This window comes from Venatorbacter sp. C2-1, from assembly GCF_022832715.1.
Lineage (GTDB): Bacteria > Pseudomonadota > Gammaproteobacteria > Pseudomonadales > Oceanobacteraceae > Venatoribacter > Venatoribacter alkanivorans.
In genome coordinates this window covers 447,622-469,592 of the sequence record NZ_CP094879.1, presented here as the reverse complement: position 1 = coordinate 469,592, position 21,971 = coordinate 447,622, and the positions used below count along the sequence as shown (strand labels likewise).

Below are 21,971 nucleotides of genomic sequence, written 5' to 3'. Positions count from 1 at the left end.
GGGCATGTTCAGGAAACAATAAGAACCGTAAACCGTAAGGCAGCCCCGCAAAAGGGCTGCCATTCTAACGGCTGTTGACGGTAATGAGTAGCACTGTGACGTATATGGCCCGGACTGACAGCTCAGAGACTGCGCTTTTACCCCTGCCACTGCACGAATAAGATTTAACGCAGGTCAGTGATCGCGGTTGATGATGTAATCGGCCAGCTGCGCCAGTACCGAGGTATCACCACCCAGACCAGCCAGTGCCGCATGGGCGTCGGCCACCAGCTCACGGGCTTTGGCCCGCGCACCATCAAGGCCCAGCAATGCCGGATAGGTTGGTTTGTTCAGTGCAAGGTCAGCGCCCTGGGTTTTGCCCAGAGTGACCGTATCACCTTCAATATCGAGAATATCGTCCTGTACCTGAAAGGCCAGACCGACAGCATCGGCATAACGTACCAACGCCTGCTCGGTTGCCTGATCCACCTCGGCGCAGGCGGCATGAGCGCCCATTAACACCGCACTGCGGATCAGCGCACCGGTTTTGTGACGGTGCATGCGTTCCAGCTCGGGCAACGTCATCGGCTTGCCGACATGACCCAGATCGATGCTCTGTCCGGCCACCATTCCCGCACCACCGGAACCCTGTGCCAGCAGACGAATCAGGGTCAGGCGTTGTTCTGCCGTTTGCTGTGGTGCATTGGCCAGTACTTCGAAGGCTGCCGTGAGCAGACCATCACCGGCCAGAATGGCGGTGGCTTCATCAAAAGCAATATGACAGGTTGGCTTACCACGGCGCAGATCGTCGTCATCCATGGCCGGCAGATCGTCGTGCACCAGACTGTAGCTGTGCACCATTTCCAGCGCGGTAGCCGCGGCATCCGCCTGCTCCCAGTTACCACCCAGCGCCTGCGCTGCGGCATAGCAAAGAAATGGCCGCAGGCGTTTACCGCCATTTAACACGCCATAAGCCATGGCCTCCGCCAGGCGTGAATCCGCCAGCTGCAGAACCTGAAGATGCTGATGCAGTTGCTGTTCCAGACGCTGCTGTACGCTCTGCAGCTGTTGCTGCAATGGCTGTAAATCCTGTGCCATCAGGGTTCCTCACCTGCGGCAAAAGGCTGTGCCACGCTCTGACCATTTTGTTCAAGCAGCAGCTGTACCCGTTGTTCGGCAGCACTCAGCGCCTGCTGACACTGACGGGTCAGGCCAATGCCCTGCTCAAAGGCACGTAACGAGTCTTCCAGCGACAGGTCGCCGTTTTCCATACGCACGACCAATTGCTCAAGCTCAGTCAGTGCTGCTTCAAATTCAAAAGGGGCATTTTTACCAGTCATATATCGCGCTCTCCCGGAGAGCGGCCACACTAAACCCAAGGCTCCGGCGGGTCAACCTGTGCGCTTATGGCGGCCCCTGTCTGCCCTCTGGCGGCAAACAAATCAGCCTGCCAACAATTTCGTCAATGCGAAGGAAGATCACGAATGTTTGACTAAACTCAGAGGCAGTGAATGGTTTAGTGGCAAGGAGCATCAGTGGATCTCGCATCGTTAGTTGGGGTAGTCGGCGCCTTTGGCATCGTCGTTATGGCGATGGTTCTGGGCGGCGATATCAGTATGTTTGTGAACGTGCCTTCGATCCTGATTGTGATCGTTGGCAGTATGTTCGCCGTTATGATGAAGTTTGAACTCGGCCAGTTTCTCAGTGCCATCAAAGTCGCCGCCAAAGCTTTCTCATTCAAGCTCAGTAAACCCGAAGCCATTATTGAAGAAGTGGTGGAAATGGCCGGTATGGCGCGCAAAGGCGGTCTGCTCTCTCTGGAAGGCAAAGAAGTCAGTGATGACTTTCTCAGTAAAGGTATTCAGCTGCTGGTCGACGGCCACGATCCGGACGTTGTCCGGACTTTAATGAATAAAGAACTCAAGCAGGCCAGCGAACGCCACGATATTGGGATCACTATTTTTAAGTCACTGGGTGATGTGGCTCCGGCAATGGGCATGATCGGTACACTGATTGGTCTGGTTGCCATGCTGGCCAATATGGACGATCCGAAATCCATCGGCCCGGCCATGGCGGTTGCACTGCTGACCACTCTCTATGGCGCAATGATGGCGACCATGCTGTCGCTGCCAATTGCCGACAAGCTGACGCTGCGTAAAAACGAAGAAGACCGGCTGAAAGCTATGATTATTGATGCGCTGCTTGCCATTCAGAGCGGCCAGAATCCACGCGTTATTGAAACCATGTTGCAGGCCTATATTCAGGAAGGCAAACGCAACACATCAGGTGATTGAGCATTATGGCCGCTGAAGAAGAACAGGAATGTCCACCCTGTCCGGCCGGTATTCCCGGTTGGGTAATGACCTTTGCCGATCTGATGTCACTGCTGATGTGCTTTTTCGTGCTACTGCTGTCATTTTCAGAAATGGACGCCTTAAAGTTTAAACGCCTGGCCGGTGAGCTGCGCGAGGCTTTTGGCGTGCAAACGGTTGTGAACGTCAGTGATCCTCCAAAGGGAACCAGTATTATTGCCCGTCATTTCAGTCCGTCGATTCCGGAGCCGACGCCTATTAATGAAGTGCGGCAAAAAACCAGCGATATCACCAAAAGCTCACTGGAAGTGTTGTGCCAGGATGAAGTTACCCAGCAGGAAGAGCGTCAGGGCGATCAGGGGCAGCAAACCCGTGAGGTCGTGGTTCCCAAAGAAGATATTGAAAATAAAAAAACCGAAGCTGAAGCCATGGAAGTGGCAGCCAAACTGGAAAGCGAAATAGCGCAAGGTCAGCTGGAAATCGAAACCGTGGGTAAGAAAATTATTATCCGCATCGAGCAGCGCGGCGCTTTCCGCTCAGGTTCGGATTATATCGACGATAAATTCCTGCCGGTGATTGATAAAATCCGTGAAGTGCTGGTAACACTTCCGGGACGGATTTCCGTTGAGGGACATACTGATGATATTCCGGTTGCCGGTGGCCGCTACCGTTCCAACTGGACGCTGTCTTCCGCCCGGGCTGCAGCCTTTGCCGAAGAGTTGTTTGTCGCGCCGGAACTCGACTCCAGCCGTTTTCAGATTGTCGGCCATGCCGATACTCAGCCACTGGTACCGAATACCGATGCTGAATCACGCGCCCGTAACCGCCGGGTGGAAATCGTGATTCTGCGTACCCACGAAAATGACGATGACGATGTTCCGGAAATACAACCGGAAGACGGACAGGTAAAAGATGCGGTAAATGCCCGGCCCGAAGACTTCGAGCTGAGCCCTGACGAAATATTCTGATTGGGATAATAAAAATAATGGAAGAGAGACGCCGCTTTTTTCGCCTTGATGATGAGGTGGTGATGGATTTTCAGGCCATCACCCAGGATGAATTCAGCCACTGGAAAGAGAATCACAGCCAACAGAAGAGCGAACTGAAGCAACTGGAACAGGATATCGGCAATCTGATTCATCAGGTGCGTTCGGTACATCCGGCAATTGGTCAGGTGCTCGAATTACTGAACCGCAAACTCAATCTGCTGAACGGCAACAGTACTACCCATCCGGAGCTCAACCTGTCGATGACGGAAGCCCGGGTAAGGGTCAACCTCAGCGCCTGTGGTATGGCCTTTAACACCGACGCCGACCTGCGCGGCAGCAGCCACCTGCTGTTTAACCTGCAACTGAAACCGTCCAATGCCATTCTGTCACTGGCGGGTAATATTGTTTCTATCGATGACAGCGGTGAAAGCGATGCTCCTTATATGGTGCGGGTTAACTTTGAAGGCCTGAAAGAAACCGAGCAGGAACTGCTGATTCAGCACCTGTTCCAGCTGCAGAGCCGGACCTTACGCCAGCAACGCGACCACGAATAAAATACCAGCGCCGGGCCAGCCTGGCGCCGCCCGATTCTCTGTCCACTCTCTGATTTCTGCACTTTTTTGTTATCATGCAGAGCTCTACCTTCTGCAGGAATCCGTTCATTATGTCCGGCCCCCGTATTTATTCTGCCGCCGCTCTCAGCAGCGGTCTGCGCACTGAACTGGATGATCAGGCCTTTGCCCACCTGATCCGCGTGCTGCGCATGAACGACGGCGATCCTGTCCGCCTGTTTAATGGTGACGGCCATGAATACGCCGGACAACTGTGTGATGTGCAGAAAAAAAGTGCGTCGGTGCTGGTTGGCGACATTCTGCACAGTGAAGCAGATACCCCACTTAAGCTGCAACTTGGGCAGGTGGTATCCAAGGGTGACCGCATGGATTTCACCATTCAGAAAGCGACCGAACTGGGCATCAGCGATATTACCCCGCTGTGGAGTGAGCGCTGTGAAGTCCGTTTAAAAGGCGAACGATTGGATAAAAAAATGGAGCACTGGCAGAAAGTAGCGATTTCTGCCTGTGAGCAGAGTGGTCGTAACCGCATACCAACCATTCATCAGCCGCAATATTTTGCCGACTGGGCAAAAAACAATAACGCCGATGTGCGTCTGTTACTGCATCCTCACCGGCAGAAACCACTGCGTGACTATCCGCAGCCGGCAAGCGTCGCCCTGCTGGTCGGACCGGAAGGTGGATTCAGTGAACAGGAAGTGGAAATGGCCATGAGCAGCGGCTTTGCCGGACTGACACTGGGCCCGCGAATTCTGCGTACCGAAACCGCAGCCCTTGCAGCGCTGAGCGTGTTTCAGTTTCAGTGGGGAGATTTCAGCTGAGCAGACGCTCAGCTGAGATTTCAGAACTCAGCCGCGCAATATCTGTAAAACGTTCTGCACATGCTCGGCGGCATCCAGTCCCAGACTGGTGAGATAACCACCATCAGCCTGATCAATCAGGCCTTTATCAAACAACCGCCGTGCAGCAGCGACAATTTCCGGCGCGGCATCAGAATGTACTTTAATTCCCTGCTGCATGCTGTGCAGATCAAACTGTGCCAGCAGATTCATCTCCTGCAGTAAATCCTGAGAAATCGGCATAGGGTCTGTCCTCTTGTTCTTGTCAGTGAGCGGTTTCAATACACCCGCCAGGAAAACACAGCATAAACCGCTGCCGCCGCCGGAGCTATGATTCCGGTCAGTTATTCTGTATCTGTCAGGCGAAAATCCGCCCAGTCACGATAGCTGGTCAGGTAAAACAGCCCTATCAACAACGCCATCCACCATTCAACCACGTTTTTCCAGCGATCATCGCTATCGGCAACCTGCAGCACGATCATTACCCCAAGGAAAAACCACTGGGCATACACCAGAATAAATTTCTGCGGCAGGCTGGAACCAATATCCACACCACGCTTGGCCAGATGTTTCAGCCAATAGGTGATACGCGTCTGTACCATCAGTGAAATCAGGAAAAATAAAGCCGCACCAACGGTATGCAATATCCAGGGTAAATTGCCTTTATCGGGCCTTAATACTGCTGTTGCGATAATCAGGCAGACCGAGCTGATAATGCCGGCGGTTACCATATAACGTACCGTCCAGATCGGCCGCTCAGGAGCAATTTCAATCAGCCAGGCCTGCATGCAGTACCACCAGACAATAAACAGAACGCAGGCAGCAATTAAACCACCGCGAAAAATAAACGCCTGCGGATCGGGGATACCTGTAGCGGTAATGCTGGTACAGCCGGTCAGATAAGGAATACAAATATCGGTTACCCCCCAGGCCATGCTCAGCGCCAGAGTCAGCCAGAAGGTGAGATGTGATAACCAGAAACTGCCTAAGGCAACGCGTTGCGGTAAAGTCATGCGGTCACCTCCTGCAGAGTTTCATCCTGTTGCAACGCCAGCTCTTTTTCCCGCCGGGTCAGACGGAAATCGCGCCAGTCATGGAAGGTAGTGTAAAAATATAAGCAACTGAAGGTTGCCAGCCACCATTCAAAAATCTCTTCCACGCCATCGGTTTTTAAATCCAGCAGCAGAATCAGTACAAAGGCTGCCAGTAATAACAACTGCAAAACCGCCAGAATCTGTTTGCTGGCAATACGGCTGAATTTAATATTCAGCTCACGCTGCAACTGACGCATACGCAGCGTCATCATGATCTGACACAACGCCGTTACCAGAAAAAACAACCCCGCCGTCACCGTGTGAAAACGCCATAAAAAACGATGATCAGAAGGCGGCAGCATATGCTCTCCCAGCACCGCAATGGAGGCGATCAGCAGCATACTGGCAATAATGGCGAAAGTAACAATACGGTGAATCCACGGATGATGTTCAGGGCGACCTACACTTTCCAGCCAGGCGCGCACGCAATACCACCAGAGAATAAACACTACGGCGGCACTGATTAATCCGGCACGGAACACATAAGCCGCCGGATAATAAATACCGGTCGCGGTAATGGTGGTACAACCCTCAAAATAGGGAATACACCAGGGCTTATGTCCGCCCTGCACGGTAAGAAAATAACTCAGCGCAATAGTAATTATTGGCAGCAGGCAAGCTACCAGCGCCGTTCGTTGCGGTAAGGTCATAACAACATCCTTGTTCCGTTATTTTACAGTTGCGGTTTAATAATGACTGAGACGAACCCGTTGCCAGTCCCAATAAGAGGTCAAAAAGTACAGGCCGATAAAGAGCGTGGCCCACCACTCGATAATGCGTTTGCCGTTACTCATTTCCACGCCGACAGTCACACCGGCAAAGGCGACAAACATCAGCCAGAGAATCGCCATCAGTACGCTTTTGGCGATAAACGACGGCACTTCCAGTCCGGCCTTACGGGCGCGGAAAATCAATACATAGTTAATTGTCAGTGCAATCAGCATGCCCTGAAAAAACAGATTCGCGCCACGCACATGCACACCCCAGCGGGTTGCGTCTTTTTCCGGCACCAGCACCGCAGTCCCGACCAATAAACCAACAGCAGCGATCACACCAAAAAACTGCATGGCATTTAAAGCCATACGGCCACTGTGTCCGGCCAGCCAGGTACGCATTACCTGCCACCAGACAATAAAAAATGCGCATCCGGCAATCATGCCACCACGGAAAATAAATCCGGCATCGCCTTTCATTCCGGTATGGGTAATGTCAGTACAGCCATCAAAGAAAGGATTACAGGCAACAGCAGTACCTTCGTTTACGCCAACGGCATAAGTCACGGCAATGGTGCCGAGTGATAGTACTGTGCAGATCAGGGCAATAAACTGACCAAAAGACATAACCAAAAAACTCCGGAGAATGTCCGGCGCACAGCGCCGGACGTTTTCAGATACAACCTGCTCAGAGAGCAGCTTTCAGCGCCTGCTCAACGTCGGCAATGATATCGTCAACGTGCTCGATACCAATCGACAGACGGACCAGATCGGTGCTGACACCAGCGGATGCCAGTTCTTTTTCATTCAGCTGACGGTGTGTGGTGGTTGCCGGATGACAGGCCAGACTCTTGGCATCACCGATATTCACCAGACGCTTGATCATCTGCAGGGCATCAATAAATTTAGCGCCGGCTTCGGCACCGCCTTTGATACCAAAGCTCAGAATCGCCGATGGCTTACCATTCAGCATACGCTGTGCCAGTTCGTGGTATTTGCTGGTTTTAAGGCTGGCATAATTCACCCAGGAAACCTGCTCATGGGCAGACAGGTATTCAGCCACTTTCTGCGCGTTTTCCACATGGCGATCCATACGCAGAGCCAGGGTTTCCAGCCCCTGCAGAATCATAAAGGCATTAAACGGCGACAGGGCTGCACCCATATTGCGCAGCGGCACCACGCGGGCACGACCGATAAAGGCCGCTTCACCAAAGGCATCGGCATACACCACGCCGTGGTAAGACGGATCAGGCTGGTTAAAGTGCGGGAAGCGTGGGTTATCTTTCCATGGGAATTTACCGGAATCGACAATCGCGCCGCCAACGGTTGTACCGTGACCACCGATGTATTTGGTCAGCGAGTGCACCACAATATCAGCACCGAATTCAAACGGACGGCACAGGTAAGGGGTGGCAACGGTGTTATCAACGATCACCGGTACGCCATGTTTGTGCGCCATGTCGGCCAGCGCCTGAATGTCCACCACGTTACCCGCCGGGTTACCGATCGACTCACAGAATAATGCGCGGGTTTTATCGTCAATTAACGCTTCCAGTGCAGCAACGTCATCGCCGGAGGCCATGCGTACTTCGATGCCCTGCTGCGGGAAGGTGTGGGCAAACAGGTTATAGCTGCCGCCGTATAACTGGCTGACGCTGACGATGTTATCGCCGGCACGGGCCAGGGTCTGGATGCTGGCGGTAATGGCGGCCATACCGGAAGCCATGCACAGTGCGGCGATACCGCCTTCCATCGCGGCAACGCGCTGCTCCAGCACATCGTTGGTCGGGTTCATGATGCGGGTGTAAATGTTACCCGGCTCTTTCAGGTCAAACAGGTCAGCACCGTGCTGAGTATCGCGAAAACTGTAAGAAGTGGTCTGATAAATAGGCACCGCAACGGCACGGGTTGTCGGATCATCCGCAAAGCCGGCGTGAATCGCCTGAGTTTCAATTTTCATGCTGATCTTATCCTTATTGTCAGGTTTGACGGAAAGCAGGGAGTTTAACAATTTGTACCGCGCCGCCATAGGGAGAATGCAGCCTCTTTACCGAGCCTGACGATGAACACGTAACGGCCCTGACGCTGAACGCGCAATGCCTTACACTCTCCCCTTCCGCTTATTGCACAGAAATCGCTATGGCCAAGAAAAAAACCGCTTACGTCTGCAACGACTGTGGCTCTGAACACGCCAAATGGCAGGGGCAATGTACCGACTGTGGTGCCTGGAATACGCTGCAGGAATTTGTTGTATCGTCATCCAAAACCCCGTCCCGTGATGCCAGTTACGCAGGTTATGCCGGCGCCGCGGGCAGTCAGGGAATTCAGCGTCTGGCCGATGTTGATCTGGCCGAAGTACCGCGTATCAGCAGTGGCATGCTGGAATTTGACCGGGTACTGGGCGGCGGTCTGGTGCCGGGCTCGGCCATTTTAATCGGCGGCCATCCCGGTGCTGGTAAGTCCACACTCCTGCTGCAGACTATGTGCACGCTGGCCGGGAATATGCCCGCGTTATACGTGACCGGCGAAGAAAGCCTGCAACAGGTAGCCATGCGTGCCAAACGTTTAGGCCTGCCAACCGACCAGCTGAATATGCTGAGTGAAACCAGCGTCGAGCGCCTGCTCAATACCCTGCAGCAGCATAAGCCGAAGATTGTGGTGATCGACTCGATTCAGGTGATGCACGTTGAAGGCGTGGAATCGGCGCCGGGCAGCGTGTCACAGGTACGCGAAAGCGCCGCCGCCCTGACCCGCTACGCCAAACAAACCAACACCGTATTATTTCTCGTCGGCCACGTGACCAAAGACGGGACCCTGGCCGGGCCGAAAGTGCTGGAGCATATGATCGATTGCTCGATCATGCTCGAAGGCTCCGGCGACAGCCGCTTCCGTACCCTGCGCGGTATTAAAAACCGTTTTGGTGCCATTAATGAGCTGGGCGTCTTTGCCATGCTCGACAGCGGCTTAAAAGAAGTCAAAAACCCCAGTTCGATTTTTTTAAGCCGCAGCGAAGAGCCCGCCGCCGGCAGCGTGGTGATGGTGATCTGGGAAGGTACGCGGCCGTTGCTGGTCGAAATTCAGGCGCTGGTTGATGACAGTCACTTTGGTCATCCGAAACGGGTGGCCGTTGGCCTCGACCAGAACCGTATGAATTTATTGCTGGCCGCACTGCATCGTCACGGTGGCGTACATCTGGGTGATCAGGATGTGTATATCAACGTGGTGGGTGGGGTAAAAGTCGGAGAAACCGCTGCCGATCTGGCCTTGTTACTGTCGGCGCTTTCCAGCTTCCGTAATCAGCCATTGCCGCAGGAGTTAATCGTGTTTGGTGAGGTTGGTTTATCCGGAGAAATCCGGCCGGTGCCCTCCGGTCAGGAACGCATTAAAGAAGCCGCCAAGCATGGTTTTACCCGCGCTATCGTACCGAAAGCCAATGTTCCGCGTCAGGCAATACCCGGCATGACCATTATTGGTGTGGATAAATTACAGGAAGCCATCAACGCCGTTTAACAGCAGCGCTGATAAGCCGGCAGGGAAGTCGTCGCAGGAATCCGTTTTAATTCTGGCGGCGGCTTTCCACACCGGGAATCACATCACCGCGTTCAACCTGCTCAGCACCACGCAGCATGGCATGAATCAGTTCGGCGGCATCAAATTTCGTCAGCGCTTCATTGGCACCCACCTGATGGGCACGATCAACGCTGATTTCACTGGAAAGCGAGGTGTGCAGGATAATGTACATGCCCTGAGTCGTGCTGTTATTACGCACTTCAAAAGCCAGTTCATAACCATCCAGCCCCGGCATCTCAATATCGCTGACCAGAATATCGAACGGTGTACCGCGTGCTGCAGCGTCGGTCAGCAGCGTTAACGCCTGCTTACCATCGGAGCAAACCTCAAACGGCACATCGACATGATTCAGCGCTTCCGCCAGCTGCCGGCGTGCGACGCTGGAATCATCCACCAGTAAAATAGGATGCGCGCGTAAGCGGCTCTGCTCTTCACGGCTGATATCAGCATGCAATGCTTCTTCGTCGGCCGGAAAGATGGTCGACAGCACCATCTCAATATCCAGCAACTGAATCAGCTTTTTGTCATACTCAATAATACCGGTGGAATAAATATGCCGCCCGGCAGCACTGGGTGGCGGGCTGATATTGCGCCAGCTGTAGTCAATAATGCGGTCAATTTTACGCACCAGAAAACCGACATTCTGGCGCTGGCAGTCGGTAATAATAATAAAGCAGTCTTTCATTTCTGCCGGACTGACCGGGCGATAACCAATAGCAGCCGCCAGGTCGATTACCGAAATAGTAACACCACGGATATAAGCCGTACCGGCAACAACTGCATGGGATTGTGGAATAGAAGTTAATGGCTGCCAGGGCACAATTTCTTTTACTTTAAGAGTGCCGAGGCCAAAGGTCTGCCGTTCGTTGATTTTAAACAGCAGCAACCCCTGGGATTGCTGGTACTGACTGCCATTACGCATGTTGATTCCGGTGGTGATTTGCCCAGACGGCAGAATCTTCTCAGACTATATACTGATAAGTATAGCAATGATCTGTAATCTGCCCGGCGAAAATCACTCCGGTGTTTTCTGCTCTGCCGCCTTCGGTGCCAGTTGTGCATTTTTGCTGTGATCAAGCAATTTCACCCGGCGATGCAGTGCCGCCTTGGCCAACATATGTGCAGATACCGGCGCGGTAATAAACAAAAACAGGCTGATGACCAGCTCATGAATGCTCAGACGACCATCGCGCATGGTCGTCAGTACCATAGAGGCCAGCAGAATCGCGCCAATACCCATTGTGGTCGCCTTGGTTGGTGCATGCAGGCGGGTAAAAAAGTCAGGCAATTTCAACAGGCCGACAGAGCCGACAAAAACAAAGAAACCACCCGTCAACAACAGCACCGCAGCGATAATATGTACTACAGATTCCATAAGCATTACTCGATAATGTCGCCACGCAACAGGTATTTACACAACGCCGCCGTGCTGACAAAACCCAGCATGGCAATCAGCAGTGCGCCTTCAAAGTACAGGGCCGAACCGTTATACAGGCCAAGCAGGATAATCAGCGCAATGCTGTTTATGTAAAGCGTATCCAGAGCCAGAATACGGTCAGTGATATCCGGACCACGCAACATACGCCAGATATTTAAAATCAGCGCCACCACAACCAGAGTCGATGTAAGTAAAACGGCACCCTGCAATATTGTCAGGCTCAGCATGAAAATATCTCCTGCAGGGGTTTTTCGTAATGCTGCTTAATATTGTTAATCAGTGCCTGCTCATCGGTAATATGCAATGCATGAATATACAGCCACTGTTTATCTTCGGAAAAATCCACACTCACCGTACCGGGAGTCAGGGAAATCGTACTGGCTAAAACCGTCAGCGGAAAATCCCCCTGCAGTGCCAGGGGAAAAGCAACAAAGCCCGGCTGCAGGCTCCGGTTGGATTTCAGCACCCGCCGTGCGACATCAATATTCGACAACACAATATCCAGCAACAAACGCAGGACATAACGGATAACCACCAGTGGCTTTCCGGCCCGGCTCTGATGATCCGAATAAGGTGCGGTTAATAGCGGAATAAGCCAGGCGAGAAAGCCACCGAGAACAAAGTGCCCGGCAGAAAAACCATTCAGCAACAGCCAGACCAGCAATAGCAGCAAAGTGTGCAGTGGCATCGGTAACCAACGTTTCATTTCAGCACCTCCTGCACTGTACTTACCGCCGGACTCAGCGGCTGGGGTAACCGGTGTAGTTCATTGGCAGCGGCGATTGTCATATCTGTCAGAGCACCACCCCAGATCACCATCAAAGGCGACGTCAGCAATAACACAATGATCGCTGTAATCTGCAGCGGATGTGCCATAACCTGATTTTGTGACGTTCCCTGCACACGCCAGAATAAAGTGGTACCCGCGCGGGAAAACATAATCAGCGCTGCCAGACCGGAAATAAGCAGCGGCGGCCAGATCCAGGCAGCGTCTGCTCCCGCACCCGCAGCCTGCAATAACATGATTTTGCCGACAAAGCCGGACAGCGGTGGCATACCGATTAATGCCAGAGCTGCGATAAAAAATAAGCCGCCAAGCAGTGCCGGCTGATTCACCGGACGCGAACGCACAAAACGATCCTGTGCCTGCCCGCGCTGTTCATGTACAAGGCCCGCAATCAGGAACAAAGCAGCGGCCATCAGCGTGCTGTGAATTAAATAATACAACCCCGCGGCGGTTGCCTGCGGAGTATTAAGCGCAATCGTCAGCAGCAATGAACCCGCAGAAACCACCACCAGATTAGCCGCCAGCATTTTCAGTGTCTGGCTGGCCAGCAAAGCGATAATGCCGGCAACCAACGTTGCCAGTGCCAGCGGCCACAACCAGCTGATGGCAATATTTGCCAGTTCACCACCAAATTCACCGAACACCGCCGTATGCACGCGCCAGATACTGTAAATGCCCACCTTGGTCATAATGGCAAACAACGCGGCAACCGGTGTGGAGGTATGGGCGTAAGTGCGCGGCAGCCAGAAGTGCAGAGGTAATAACGCGGCTTTAAGACCAAATACAACCAGTAATAAAAGCCCGCCCGCTTTTGCCAGTGCGACATCTTCACTGTTTAGCTGCGCAGCTTTATGCGCCATATCGGCCAGATTGAGCGTGCCGAAAGTGGCGTAAATAATTCCCAGACCAAAGAGGAAAAAGGCCGAGCCCACCAGATTCAGAAACACATAATGTACGGCAGCCTGAGTCCGCTGCTTACCACCGCCATGGATCAGCAACGAGTATGAAGCGATCAGCAGAATTTCGAAGAATACGAAGAGGTTAAATACATCGCCGGTTAAAAATGCACCGTTAATCCCCATCAGCTGAAACATAAACAACGGATGGAAAAAAGGTCCTCGCTGATCATCGCCGGCGCAGGCGTATAAATGTACGGCAAAACCCAACACTGCACTTAACAGCAACATAATGGCCGCCAGCTTATCGTTAACCAGAGCGATACCAAACGGCGCCTGCCAGTTACCCATCATGTACATTTGCGGTTCGTGCTGCAGGCTTTGCTGCAACAGCAGCACGGCACTGACCAGCAGCAGAATATTGACCAGAAATACGGTCACACGCTGACGCTGAACATGCCCATGCAGTGGTGGCAGCAATAAAAAGATACCTGCCAGCAGAGGCAATAAAACCGGGAAAAAGATCAGATGCTGCAGCATATTCAGTCGTTATCTCCATCAACCTGATCATTACCCAGATCAGCACGGGCACGCAGTGCCAGAATCAGTGCAAAGGCCGTCATGGCAAAACCAATAACAATCGCGGTTAATACCAGCGCCTGTGGTAAGGGGTCGGCGTACACCTCCGACTCACCAAGAATGGCGGCCCCGTTAATGACCAGACGTCCACTGGCAAATAAAAACAGATTGACCGCGTAAGACAGCAGTGTCAGCCCCAGCACCACCGCGAAGGTGTAACCACGCAGCACCAGAAACACCCCCCCCGCAGTCATTATCCCTACACAGATTGCATAAATTGTTTCCATTATTTTCCTCCCGGCAGCGGCCGCTCACTGGTGGTTAGCTGACCAAGATTTGCCAGAATCAGAAGTGTTGCACCGATCACCGTAAAATAAACCCCTAAATCAAATACCATGGCACTGGCCAGTTCGAATTTACCAATCCAGGGCAGCGAGAAATAATCAAACCAGGTGGTTAAGAAGGGTTGGTCAAACAGCCAGCTACCCAAACCAGAGAACGTTGCCAACAGTAAACCTGCAGCAATCAGCCAGTGATACGGGAAATTCAGTCTGATCTTCATCCATGCCACACCATGAGCGATGTACTGCTGGATTAAAGCAATGGCGGTAATCAGGCCCGCGATAAAACCACCGCCCGGCATGTTATGGCCACGCAGGAAAATATAGGCCGACACCAGCAAAGCGAGTGGCAACAGACTCTGTGAAATCAGCGCCAGCATCATCGGGTTTTTATCTTTAGCCCAGGGCCGGCCTTCAGAATCTGCAGCAGGAACGTATAAGCGCATTCCGGCCAGCAGTTTATAAATACCCAGACCGGCAATCGCCAGAACGGTAATTTCACCCAGAGTATCGAAACCACGGAAGTCCACCAGAATCACGTTCACCACATTGGTGCCGCCACCGCCGGTTTTACTGTTGGCAATAAAGAACTCGGAAATACTGTGCAATGGCCGGGTCAGCATGGCGTAACACAGAGTACCAATCACCGCACCCACCAGCGAGGCAATGCTCAGATCACGCACAATCCGCCGTGGTGAGCTGTCACGCAGTGGCGTTTTCTGTGGCAGAAAATACAGTGCCAGCAAGAACAGGATAATGGTCGCCACCTCTACCGACAGCTGAGTCAGGGCAAGATCGGGAGCAGAAAAGTAAGCGAAGGCGATAGCCACAATCAGGCCGACAATAGAAATCATAATCAGCGCCAGTAAGCGCAGATGACTGAAGATTACCGTTGCCAGTGTGCCGATAATCAGCAATCCGGCAGCCACCAGTACTATGCCATTAACCGGTAACTGTGGCCGGCTGCCCTGAGCATTTTCCAGCTGCAGCAGTGGCCAGGCGGTAACAAACAGCGAGAATATAATCAGCAGGAAAACATAACGCTGCAGTGAGGCATTATCGAGCCAGCGGTGAATAACTGCGGCTTTCTCGGTGGTCCACTGAATGCCTTTTTCAAATTCGATTTTTGCATCGAAGTCGGCAAATTGACCCTGAAAGGCAAACAAATGGCGGCGGTTATAATACAGCGTAGCGCCACCAGCCACCGCCAGCAGGCTCATCAACAAAGGGCCGTTAAAACCATGCCATACCGCCAGACTGAAATCCGGCAGTGGCTTATGCAGCACAGCACTGGCAGCCGCATTTAATAAATCACCAACGGCAAAGTCAGGGACGATACCGACCAGCAGACAGAGCACAACGAGAATTTCTACCGGTACACGCATATAACGCGGAGGCTCGTGTGGAGTGCGCGGCAGATTAATAGGTTCGCCATTAAAAAATACGTCGTGAATAAAACGCAGAGAATAAGCAACGGCCAACGCTCCACCGATGGTTGCCAGCAATGGAATCAACCAGGATAACGACCCAAGCGTGGCCTGATGCAGAGTTTCGGCAAACAGCATTTCTTTCGATAAGAAGCCATTCAGCAAAGGGACGCCCGCCATGGATGCTGCAGCCACCATCGCTAACGTTGCGGTATACGGCATATATTTCCACAGACCATTCAGCTGACGCATATCACGCGAACCGGACTCGTGGTCAATAATCCCCGCCGCCATAAATAATGACGCCTTGAATACTGCGTGGTTAATAATGTGGAATACCGCAGCAATGGCCGCCAGCTCGGTATCCAGACCAAACAGCAGCGTAATCAGACCCAGATGACTGATGGTGGAATACGCCAGCAGTCCTTTTAAATCGTGTTTGAACAAAGCGGTATAAGCGCCCAGCAGCAAGGTAGCCAGCCCCACCATACTGACAATCACAAACCACAGATCAGTATCCGCCAGCACCGGATAAAAACGCGCCAGCAAAAATACACCGGCTTTCACCATAGTGGCCGAGTGCAGGTAGGCGGAAACCGGCGTCGGGGCCGCCATGGCATGCGGCAGCCAGAAATGGAACGGAAATTGTGCTGACTTAGTAAACGCTCCCAGCAGGAACAGCACAATAATGACCGGATACACCGCACTCTCACGCAGTACATCACCACTCGCCAACACGGTGCGTAAGTCGTAGCTGCCCACCGTCTGACCAATAAGAATCAACGCGCCCAGCAAAGCCAGACCACCGGCACCGGTGATGGTCAGTGCCATACGGGCACCCTTACGGGCATCGGTTTTATGTGACCAGAAACTAATCAGCAGAAAGGAGCTGATGCTGGTCAGCTCCCAGAAGAACCACAACTGCAGCAGGTTATTCGACAGCACCACGCCCAACATGGCGGTCATAAACAGAATCAGATACGAATAAAAGCGCCCCATATGATCGTTATCAGACAGGTAATAACGCGCATACAGAATAACCAGCAGGCCAATCCCCAGAATCAGCAGGCTAAACAGCAGAGCCAGACCATCGAGGTGAAAGGCCAGATTCAGACCTATCTGCGGAATCCAGCTGGCCTGCCAAGTTAAAGCCTCACCGGCAAAAACCGCCGGAATAGCCTGCACCACCAGAATCAGTGATATCGCCGGCAGTAATGCGGTCAGCGCGGCCGTTGCCGTACGACCAAAGCGATAGCTGAGTAATGGCACCAATGTTCCCAGCAATGGCAGCAACGGAATCCAGAGCAGATTCATAAAAATGAAAGCCTCATACCTGAAGGTGACGGTCATCCACCATGACCTGAACCGCCAAAAGATAGCATGATCAGCGCCCGTGCTACACAAAAGGCGGTATTACGATGCAAAGAATTGTCAGCCGTGCCTAACCTGATAACCAGAATAAATACAAAGAAATCATACAGTTATAAAAAAGCCGGAGTTCCTTACGAAACTCCGGCCCGGATAGCTAAGGGATAATCGTCGCGCTCAGCCCTGGTGGTACTCAGGACTTAACTCAACCACAGCCTCAACAAAGGCCTTGGCATGCTCCGGATCGACAAACTGATGAATGCCATGACCCAGGTTAAACACATGGCCAGAGCCATTGCCGTAGCTGTCGAGGATGCGTTTAACTTCGGCCCGGATGGTCTTCGGTGAAGCATACAATACCGACGGGTCCATATTACCCTGCAGCGCTACCCGGTTACCCACACGACCACGGGCATTACCAATATCGGTGGTCCAGTCGAGACCCAGCGCATCGGCACCGGTATCGGCCATGGCTTCCAGCCACTGACCACCGCCTTTAGTGAACAGAATAACCGGAATTTTCTGGCCATCGTGTTCGCGGATCAGACCAGCCACAATCTGCTGCATATACTTCAGCGAGAATTCACGGTAAGCCACATCGCTCAGACTGCCGCCCCAGGTATCAAAGATCTGCACCGCCTGGGCACCGGCTTTGATCTGCGCATTCAGATAATCGATCACCGATTTTGCCAGCACATCCAGCAGCTGGTGCATCACTTCTGGCGTGTCGTACATCATCGCCTTCACATGACGGAAGTCCTTGGAAGAACCGCCTTCGACCATATAAGTCGCCAGCGTCCACGGACTGCCGGAGAAGCCGATCAGCGGCACACGACCATTCAGCTCACGGCGGATGGTGGAAACCGCTTTCAGCACGTAATCCAGATCGGCGGCGGTATTCACCACGTTGAGACTCTGCACATCGGCTTCGGTGCGGATGATTTTATTGAAACGCGGGCCTTCGCCGGTCTCAAAATACAGACCCAGTCCCATCGCATCAGGAATGGTCAGGATGTCAGAGAACAGGATCGCCGCATCCAGCGGAAAGCGGTCCAGTGGCTGAATGGTGACTTCACAGGCCAGTTCAGGGTTCTTACACAGCGACATAAAGTCACCGGCCTGAGCACGGCTGGCGCGGTATTCCGGCAGGTAACGCCCGGCCTGACGCATCATCCACACCGGAGTGCGGTCAACCGGTTGACGGAGCAAAGCCTTAAGAAAGCGATCATTTTTCAGTTCAGACATGGAATACCTAAATCAGCACCAGAGAATTTGCGCGCTATCATACCAAAAAATCGCCTAGGCGATTTTTGACTTTGCGCAGCAAAGGGCAGAACAGTGCCTGCAAGCCAGAGGTAGACACAAAAAACCCGGCCGGGGCCGGGTTTTTTGTTATGAAAAATCAGTCTTCGATTTCATAATCAACCGAGTAACTAATACCATCATTTGATTCAATAGTCGTTATGGTTACACTGCCTGTACTTGGAGTGCCGTCAGTTTCGTAAGTTACCGTATAGGCACCCGCAGTCAAATCTGCCCCACTAATCTGTAACTTAGTGCCGCCACCAGCAAACTGGCCATTTCCTAAACGAAACAGAATAATATCCCCGGCTGCTGGCACCCCACCGCACGCGTTGCGGAAGGTATAAGTAACCGTCTGATTTCCACCAGAAACGTCCAATAAATACTGATCAGGGGTCAGCAAAATCCGGGGATCATCAGTTAATGTTACTGATGTCCAACCAGACGCAAAGTTCTGTGTCGTTTTCAACTCTAAGCGAGCACGGCCATTTTCAAACGTATCATCTTTCTCAATCGTTGCAGAAAAGGCAAAGCCTGTTGTGCTATTAGAGTTTGGCACACTAGCCGGAGGTTCCGATACAATCTCAAACCCCTCTGCTTCGAAGGAGATTGCCGTGTCAATCGGAGGAATGTTTCCGTTGTAATCGGTTGCATTGAAGGTAAAAGTCACACTTCCTTCATTGCGCACGTTAATACAACTGTTACCACTAAGATCAGCCGTAATGCCACCACTTACCGATACTAACTCAATCGCCGGAGCTGTACGGCCTGCAGCAACAATGAACTGAACCGAATCGCGTACATGCACAAGCTTCTGACAATGAACTCCCGCATCAAGAGTATCTTGAGAACAGGAAGCTCCTTCATAAACAGCTGGCGCAGCATCCCATGATCCGTCCTTATCATAATCGACAAGTTTTTCATAAGGATTTACAGTATTACTATCATTGAAGACTCCGTCTTCATTAGCATCCAGAAAAGCCTCTCCCATAGAGAAGAACGACTCATCACCCGCCACGCCAAGTGCATCCAACAACCCATCACCATCTTTATCAGCAAAGCCTGCCTCACCCACGCTATAAGCGAGCACCGTAGCGACACCAGCCTTACCACCTTGCCAAGTTGCGTCATAACCTGGATAGCCTGCAGCATTAGTCTTAAGCACCCCATTCCCATTAAACCCTGGGCGTGGATTCGTACTTACCCAATTAACAGAACACGATCCTCCAGAGATAGGGCAGGTTGGTTCAATCAAACCAGATTCAGCAATAAAGTTGATAATGGTGCCATCCGGCACAGGGTTACCGAATGCATCACCAGCACGCACAGTAAACTGAACTGATGTGCCATCCACATCAAACCCCAGCGGGTTCAGAATATCTGCGACCAAATTGAAACTATTCTGATCCGGATAACCGGTCGTAATAGAAATAGGCAAGGAGCTGGTTTTCAGCAGATTTCCCGCTTCCGTTGTAGTCTCTGCAATAACACTGGTTATAGCGTGGGTTGTACCAGAATTAACGATAGCCTTCACTTGACCATCTGCATCAGTAATTGCTGAGTCGATTGTAAGATTAATTCCGCCAACCTCACTGTTTAACGAGAATCGGACTTCCTGATTAGGAACAGGCAGGCCATTTCTGTCTACAACGCGGAAAGTTACCTCAGATTGAGTTGGCAGCAACTTGTTGGCAATCGATGTTACTGAAAGTTGGGAGGCGCTTATATCACCCGATAAAATAGCACCAATCTGGGCTTTATTTACCGTAATTGAGCCGACTGTTGATTTCAGCAGTCGTGTTTTATCAATTTCGCCATTAGTTACGGCATACAAGTTAACCGTTAAGCCATCAACCCCTTCACAGCCCTGAGCCGTATAGCTGAAACGCGCCTCACCTTGAAAAACGATCTGCTCCGCGGAAACAAATTCAGCCTGCCCCTGATCTGAGCATTCGCTAGAGACCGTTAAACCATAGGCCTTATTAACAACCAAAGCATCAGCGTTATTACCATCAACGACATTAGCCGTTATCAATGCAGTTCCACCTGCAGCCAAGATTGCTGGAGATATCTGCAGTGTATTTTCAACAAAAGAGCCCCCAGAACCAAAGCCTAATTTCGCGTCAACCCCCAAAGAAACCACAATATCTTTAGTTGCTGTTGCTAATATGACGGACGGGTTATTTCGTTCATATAGAGATAAAGAAACAGTATCCGTACCAATACAGCTGCTGGGGTCACTAAAATAGCGAGTGCGAATATCAGCATTGGAGAGGTTTTGCTCTGACAACGTAAATTCACCTGTAGCACAACTTGAACTCCATTCGAGTTCATAGTTACTACCAGAGAGCACGACATTATTGCTCAGAGGATTCACAACAGAAGCCGATAACTCCAGAGAATCCAATCCCTCTAAAGTATCATCTCCACTTATTAATCCATTAATAAAATCAGCTCCAGCACCAGACCCTAATTTTGGCAAAGCCGTTTTGATTGTTAGCGTTGCTGATGCGATGGCATTGCTATCAATGGACGAATCCACATTGGGTGCAAAAAGACGGGCCGTTATCGTATCTGAACCACTACAACTGATATTCACATACTCGCTTGCGCCTACTCCCGAGCTTAATAAGGATGTTTTACTCGTAAACTTAGCAGTACCTGCAGCCTCGCAGACTGAACTAAATTTGTAGCTGTAATCCCCCGTCAGCAAGCTATTACCTTTGTTTTTATCTACTGCAGAGACGGATATTGGCAGACTACCTCCAGCGATGAGCGAAAAGGAAGTCGCTGCAATCTGGCTCTCTCTGAATGCAGCACCAGAACCACTGCCCAATGAAGGGAGCGGTGTTTCGACCGAAGGTACAGAATTGTCGATACTTCCTGAAGCTGTACCAATCAGTGTGGCACCAGCAAAGGGGTAAACGGACACACTTACTGTATCAGTAGTACAATTCGATGTATTTTTAAAATGTTTGGTGATGCTGCTGCTATTTTGGATAACCGCTTCATCGCCATTGACGGGCACAAAACAACCAGCAGTGAAAACGCCACGATAGTTACCACTAACCGCTGCACTGCCATTATTTTTATCTGTCACTGTCACGGTAACATCAAGATCTGTCGTTGACTCAGATACGGAGATATCAATGGCCCCAGGAATAAAGTCTACACCTGTGCCCGATCCAACCTGTAACACTGCAGGGATGGTTGTATCAGCAGGAGGGATTATATCGTTGAGATCAACCGATGCAGTCCCAATTAAAGTTGTGCTGCCCAAAGGGTAGACATTGGCACTTATTGTGTCTGAGGTGCAATTTGCCTCATTCTTGAAGCGCTTAGTAATACTGCTGCTGCTCTGAATAATTGCTGTATCGCTATTCAGAGGAACCAAACATCCAGCCTCGAAAACACCACGATAGTTACCACTGACCAGAGCATTAGAGTTATTTTGATCTGTTACAGTTACAGTCACATCAATATCCGTTGAACCAGATACAGCAAGAAAGCTCATAACTCCTGACGTGAACCCGACACCATCCCCTGAACCAACCTGCAACACAATTGGGATACTGGTATCCGGGTTTCCATCGCCACCAGTGCCAGGCGTATTATCATCAGTATTAGATCCACCAGCCACCGAACCACCACTATCACCACCACAGGCAGTCAGAAGGAGGGTCAGCAGAAGACTGATTAATGCAGTGGGCTTGAACATGCGCGCGCGCTCCATTTGTAATTGTCCCAACAGTATTCTTATTGCCG

At 51.7% G+C, this 21,971-nt stretch carries 21 protein-coding genes; 5 read left to right on the top strand and 16 right to left on the bottom strand.

Translation table 11 applies throughout. The features are described from left to right. Positions 1 to 174: 174 nt before the first annotated feature. Positions 175 to 1,077: a (2E,6E)-farnesyl diphosphate synthase gene (gene ispA / locus MT343_RS02020; RefSeq protein ID WP_145470789.1), complete on the bottom strand. Its 903-nt coding sequence runs from the start codon at positions 1,075 to 1,077 to the stop codon at positions 175 to 177. Then, positions 1,077 to 1,319, bottom strand: coding sequence for an exodeoxyribonuclease VII small subunit (locus MT343_RS02015; protein WP_145470787.1), 243 nt, complete (start codon positions 1,317 to 1,319; stop codon positions 1,077 to 1,079). The genes ispA and MT343_RS02015 overlap by 1 nt, the downstream gene beginning before the upstream one ends. Positions 1,320 to 1,514: 195 nt before the next feature. Between MT343_RS02015 and pomA the strand changes: the two genes are divergently transcribed. The 4 genes from pomA (at position 1,515) to MT343_RS01995 (ending at position 4,673) form a co-directional block, all read left to right on the top strand. Next, positions 1,515 to 2,273: a flagellar motor protein PomA gene (gene pomA / locus MT343_RS02010; protein WP_145470785.1), complete on the top strand. Its 759-nt coding sequence runs from the start codon at positions 1,515 to 1,517 to the stop codon at positions 2,271 to 2,273. A gap of 5 nt (positions 2,274 to 2,278) precedes the next feature. After that, the gene (locus tag MT343_RS02005; RefSeq protein WP_145470783.1) at positions 2,279 to 3,259 is read left to right on the top strand and encodes a flagellar motor protein MotB; all 981 of its coding nucleotides are present in this window, start codon (positions 2,279 to 2,281) and stop codon (positions 3,257 to 3,259) included. 17 nt (positions 3,260 to 3,276) lie between these two features. Then, positions 3,277 to 3,834 (top strand): PilZ domain-containing protein, encoded by a 558-nt coding sequence (locus MT343_RS02000; RefSeq protein ID WP_145470781.1) that lies wholly within the window; start codon positions 3,277 to 3,279, stop codon positions 3,832 to 3,834. A gap of 110 nt (positions 3,835 to 3,944) precedes the next feature. Beyond that, positions 3,945 to 4,673 (top strand): 16S rRNA (uracil(1498)-N(3))-methyltransferase, encoded by a 729-nt coding sequence (locus MT343_RS01995; protein ID WP_145470779.1) that lies wholly within the window; start codon positions 3,945 to 3,947, stop codon positions 4,671 to 4,673. A 27-nt stretch (positions 4,674 to 4,700) separates the two neighbouring features. Here MT343_RS01995 and MT343_RS01990 read toward each other — a convergent pair whose 3' ends face one another. From MT343_RS01990 to MT343_RS01970, 5 genes are all read right to left on the bottom strand, one after another. Next, positions 4,701 to 4,934, bottom strand: coding sequence for a TIGR02647 family protein (locus MT343_RS01990; protein WP_145470777.1), 234 nt, complete (start codon positions 4,932 to 4,934; stop codon positions 4,701 to 4,703). Positions 4,935 to 5,035: 101 nt separating this feature from the next. After that, entirely contained in the window at positions 5,036 to 5,704 is a 669-nt protein-coding gene (locus MT343_RS01985; protein ID WP_145470775.1) for a hypothetical protein, read from the bottom strand. Beyond that, entirely contained in the window at positions 5,701 to 6,435 is a 735-nt protein-coding gene (locus MT343_RS01980) for a hypothetical protein (protein WP_145470773.1), read from the bottom strand. The genes MT343_RS01985 and MT343_RS01980 overlap by 4 nt, the downstream gene beginning before the upstream one ends. Positions 6,436 to 6,471: 36 nt before the next feature. Next, the gene (locus tag MT343_RS01975; RefSeq protein WP_145470771.1) at positions 6,472 to 7,125 is read right to left on the bottom strand and encodes a hypothetical protein; all 654 of its coding nucleotides are present in this window, start codon (positions 7,123 to 7,125) and stop codon (positions 6,472 to 6,474) included. A gap of 61 nt (positions 7,126 to 7,186) precedes the next feature. Then, entirely contained in the window at positions 7,187 to 8,458 is a 1,272-nt protein-coding gene (locus MT343_RS01970) for a bifunctional O-acetylhomoserine aminocarboxypropyltransferase/cysteine synthase (protein WP_145470769.1), read from the bottom strand. Positions 8,459 to 8,637: 179 nt separating this feature from the next. Between MT343_RS01970 and radA the strand changes: the two genes are divergently transcribed. Next, positions 8,638 to 10,008, top strand: a complete 1,371-nt coding sequence (radA, locus tag MT343_RS01965) for a DNA repair protein RadA (RefSeq protein ID WP_145470767.1) — start codon at positions 8,638 to 8,640, stop codon at positions 10,006 to 10,008. A gap of 46 nt (positions 10,009 to 10,054) precedes the next feature. On the opposite strand, the gene MT343_RS01960 is transcribed toward radA, so the two are convergent. From MT343_RS01960 to MT343_RS01920, 9 genes are all read right to left on the bottom strand, one after another. Then, positions 10,055 to 10,990, bottom strand: coding sequence for a chemotaxis protein (locus MT343_RS01960; protein ID WP_145470765.1), 936 nt, complete (start codon positions 10,988 to 10,990; stop codon positions 10,055 to 10,057). 93 nt (positions 10,991 to 11,083) lie between these two features. After that, positions 11,084 to 11,443 (bottom strand): Na+/H+ antiporter subunit G, encoded by a 360-nt coding sequence (locus MT343_RS01955; protein WP_145470763.1) that lies wholly within the window; start codon positions 11,441 to 11,443, stop codon positions 11,084 to 11,086. A 5-nt stretch (positions 11,444 to 11,448) separates the two neighbouring features. Then, complete coding sequence (locus MT343_RS01950) at positions 11,449 to 11,733, bottom strand: K+/H+ antiporter subunit F (RefSeq protein ID WP_145470761.1); 285 nt, start codon at positions 11,731 to 11,733, stop codon at positions 11,449 to 11,451. Then, positions 11,727 to 12,212 carry a Na+/H+ antiporter subunit E gene (locus MT343_RS01945; protein WP_145470759.1) on the bottom strand — a complete coding sequence of 162 codons (486 nt, stop codon included), beginning with the start codon at positions 12,210 to 12,212 and terminating at the stop codon, positions 11,727 to 11,729. The genes MT343_RS01950 and MT343_RS01945 overlap by 7 nt, the downstream gene beginning before the upstream one ends. Then, on the bottom strand, positions 12,209 to 13,729 hold the full coding sequence (locus tag MT343_RS01940) for a monovalent cation/H+ antiporter subunit D (RefSeq protein WP_186436028.1): 1,521 nt from the start codon (positions 13,727 to 13,729) through the stop codon (positions 12,209 to 12,211). The genes MT343_RS01945 and MT343_RS01940 overlap by 4 nt, the downstream gene beginning before the upstream one ends. A 2-nt stretch (positions 13,730 to 13,731) precedes the next feature. Continuing rightward, positions 13,732 to 14,055: a Na+/H+ antiporter subunit C gene (locus MT343_RS01935; protein WP_145470755.1), complete on the bottom strand. Its 324-nt coding sequence runs from the start codon at positions 14,053 to 14,055 to the stop codon at positions 13,732 to 13,734. Beyond that, positions 14,055 to 16,850: a monovalent cation/H+ antiporter subunit A gene (locus MT343_RS01930; RefSeq protein WP_145470753.1), complete on the bottom strand. Its 2,796-nt coding sequence runs from the start codon at positions 16,848 to 16,850 to the stop codon at positions 14,055 to 14,057. Before MT343_RS01930 ends, MT343_RS01935 begins: the two co-directional genes overlap by 1 nt. Before the next feature lie 231 nt (positions 16,851 to 17,081). After that, a complete protein-coding gene (gene hemE, locus MT343_RS01925; RefSeq protein ID WP_145470751.1) occupies positions 17,082 to 18,149 on the bottom strand; it encodes a uroporphyrinogen decarboxylase in 1,068 nt (355 codons plus the stop codon). Positions 18,150 to 18,306: 157 nt separating this feature from the next. Further along, on the bottom strand, positions 18,307 to 21,924 hold the full coding sequence (locus tag MT343_RS01920; RefSeq protein WP_145470750.1) for an Ig-like domain-containing protein: 3,618 nt from the start codon (positions 21,922 to 21,924) through the stop codon (positions 18,307 to 18,309). Positions 21,925 to 21,971: the final 47 nt, after the last annotated feature.